General features: G+C 64.2%; 4 protein-coding genes. All 4 read right to left on the minus strand.

What is annotated here, in order from left to right:
• Positions 1–972, minus strand: a 972-nt coding sequence (locus VMR03_RS14670; protein WP_325406502.1) for a flavin monoamine oxidase family protein, incomplete at its 3' end; no start/stop codon positions are given.
• A gap of 8 nt (positions 973–980) precedes the next feature.
• Positions 981–1,826, minus strand: a complete 846-nt coding sequence (gene fghA / locus VMR03_RS14675; protein ID WP_325406504.1) for an S-formylglutathione hydrolase — start codon at positions 1,824–1,826, stop codon at positions 981–983.
• 15 nt (positions 1,827–1,841) lie between these two features.
• Entirely contained in the window at positions 1,842–2,393 is a 552-nt protein-coding gene (locus tag VMR03_RS14680) for a GNAT family N-acetyltransferase (protein ID WP_325406506.1), read from the minus strand.
• A gap of 156 nt (positions 2,394–2,549) precedes the next feature.
• On the minus strand, positions 2,550–2,988 hold a 439-nt coding region (locus VMR03_RS14685), incomplete at its 5' end, for a zinc-binding dehydrogenase (protein WP_325406508.1).

Genomic DNA, 2,988 nt, shown 5'->3' on the forward strand with positions numbered 1-2,988 from the left:
GTCGACCATCGCCGCTTCGCCCTCGCGTTCCATCTCGTCGGCAAAGCGTCCTCCGAGATAGGCGATGGCGAGCTCGCTGCCGAAAGGCCTGATCTGGAAGCTCACCGCATGGCGCGCCGGATCGCGTTCGTCCATCAGCGAGCCGTAGCTCGTATCGGGCAGTCCGAAGACGTCGCGCGAGAATTTGATCGCGACCTTGTTCGCGGCGCCCGTCGGCACGCCTTCGAGGGCTGCCTGCAATCGCGGAGGCAACGCGGGCGTGAAGCGGATGAGCCCGCGCGCCAGCACATTGGTCGACGTCGTGACGATGACGGCCTTCGCTTTGAGCCTACCTTTCGGCGTTTCGACGGCGACGCCCTGCCCGCTCCAGTCGATCGCCGTCACCGGCGTTTCGAGCGACACAGGTAGATGCGCGCCCATTGCCTCCACCAACGCGCCGTAACCGCGAAGGAGCGGCCAGTTCTCGCCGCTGTCGTAATAGCGATGGAGATCGACCGCCGAAATCCTCTCCGGCGGGAAGCCGCTGATCGCTTCGTGCACATGCTCGATGAGGCGATACCAGCGCCCCTTTCGATCGAGCGCCTCGACGACGGCCACGTCGCGGCCCGCCTCGCCCAGCGCCTCGACGGCGTCGAAAGCCGCATCTATCGATTTTTCGTAGTCGCGCTTTTCCTCGTCCGTCGCCAGGTGCGTTCCGAGATGGAGATGTCGGTCCGTAAAGCTCTCGCGTTTCAGGTAAGGATGCCCCAGCGCTTCGGCGACCCGCGTCAACGGATTGACCGCCGCCGAATGCAGCCAATGCGCGCCACGATCCCACGTCGCGCCGAGCGATGTCGTATCGGTGTGGCAGCGCCCGCCGATGCGATCCTTCGCTTCGAGAAGCACGAAAGAGAGACCGTAATCGCGGGCGCGCCGCGCGGCGCCGATGCCGGCTGCGCCCGCGCCGACGACCGCAACATCCACTTCACTCACGTGCGAACTCATGACGCGAGAAGCGCCGCCGCATGAAAGGCGATGTGGTCGTCGATGAAGGTCTGGATGAAGAAATAGGAATGGTCGTGGCCGGGCTGTCGGCGCAGCACCAGCTTCTGCCCGGCCTTTTCGCAGGCCTCCTCGAGAAGCTCCGGCTTCAACTGTTCCGCGATGAACTTGTCGGCCGCCCCCTGATCGACGAGGATTTTTTCGTAATGGCCTTTCGCGGCCCCCGCCTCGATCAGAAGCGTCGCGTCATGCGCGGCCCATGCGTCGCGATCCTCTCCGAGATAGGCGGTGAAGGCCTTCTGTCCCCAGGGGCAGCGCGTCGGAGAGACGATCGGCGCGAAGGCCGAAACCGAGCGGAAGAGCGAGGGATATTTCAGCGCCAGCGTCAGCGCGCCGTGACCACCCATCGAATGGCCGGTGATCCCCTGCCGCATCATGTCGGCGGGAAAATTCTGCGCGACGACCTCCTGCAGATCCTGCGCGATGTAGCTCTCCATCCTGAAATGCGGCGCCCAGGGCGCCTGTGTCGCGTCGACGTAAAAGCCCGCGCCCTGCCCCAGATCGTAGTCCGGATCGTCGGCGACGCCCTCCCCGCGCGGGCTCGTGTCCGGCGCGATGACGACGAGCTTCAGCGCCGACGCCTTCTTGTAGGCGCCCGCCTTCACGGTGAAGTTTTCTTCCGTGCAGGTGAGGCCGGAGAGAAAGGTCACGACCGGGAAAGGGCCGTCGCCGTCGGGCACATAGGCCGAAAAGCGCATCTGCGTTCCCGTCGCAGCCGACGAGTGACGGCAGACATGGAGCGTGCCTGAAAAGCAGCGATGGGATTCGATGATCTCGATGGACATGATACCTCGTGGACTTCAGGTCTTGATCCAGTAGCTGAGCTTCGGCTTGCCCGTCTCCGGGTCGCGCGGCGTCAGGCCGATAAGTTCGCCGCCATTGGCGAGAATGACTTTCTTCGACGCCTCGTTATCCGCGTCGCAGCTGACCAGCACGCGCGGCAGCCCCTCCGCCCGCGCCACCGGCAGCATCATTGCAAGCGCCCGCGTCGCATACCCCCGCCGCCGCTTCCAGGGCACGATCGTATAACCGATATGCCCCGGCACATGCGGTGGCAGATCTTCGCTGCCCGGCCGGTAGCGCAGTCCGATCGAACCGCAGAATTCGCCGTCCCATATCCAGAAAAGCCGGAACGGCAGACGCGGCTCCCGCCGCCCGTCCGCAAGCTCGACCATGCCCGTCTCGTCGTTCAGGTCGCGCAGAAACTCTTCCGGATCATCCTCGACGGCGGCGAGTTCGTCGGCGCTCACATCGCGCATCGTATTGGGAGACCAACCCGACCGCAGCGCCGCCGCATAGCTGTCGAGCAGCTCTGCATTCGGCGCGACGAGGCGGATGTCTGCGTTTTGCAATCAAGTCCTCCCATCGTCTTAAAAGCCCTCCCCCCTTGAGGGGGAGGGTTGGGAGGGGGGAGAGCAGCAGAAAAGAGTCTCGCGAAGAAGACCCCCCACCCGATCAGCTTCGCTGATCGACCTCCCCCTCAAGGGGGGAGGCAAAAGATTCATTCCTCAATAGACCACGACGGAGCGGATCGACTTGCCCTCATGCATCAGGTCGAAACCTTCGTTGATCCGTTCGAGCGGCAACTTGTGCGTGATGAGATCGTCGATGTTGATCTTCTTGTCCATGTACCAGTCGACGATCCTGGGCACGTCGGTGCGGCCGCGCGCGCCGCCGAAGGCCGAGCCCTTCCAGACGCGGCCCGTCACGAGCTGGAACGGCCGCGTCGAAATTTCCTGCCCCGCGCCCGCGACGCCGATCACCGTCGAGACGCCCCAGCCGCGATGGCAGCATTCCAGCGCCTGCCGCATCGTCTTCACATTCCCGATGCATTCGAAGCTGTAATCCGCGCCACCGCCCGTCAGTTCCACGAGATGCGCGACGAGATCGCCCTGAATGTCCTTCGGATTGACGAAATGCGTCATGCCGAATTCGCGGGCGAGTTTC

It is taken from the genome of Parvibaculum sp., from assembly GCF_035511255.1.
In the GTDB taxonomy this organism is placed as follows: Bacteria; Pseudomonadota; Alphaproteobacteria; order Parvibaculales; family Parvibaculaceae; genus Parvibaculum.

Bases quoted from the DNA above. Each gene is read 5' to 3' on its own strand.
- fghA (WP_325406504.1), bottom strand. From the start codon at position 1,826: ATGTCCATCGAGATCATCGAATCCCATCGCTGCTTTTCAGGCACGCTC.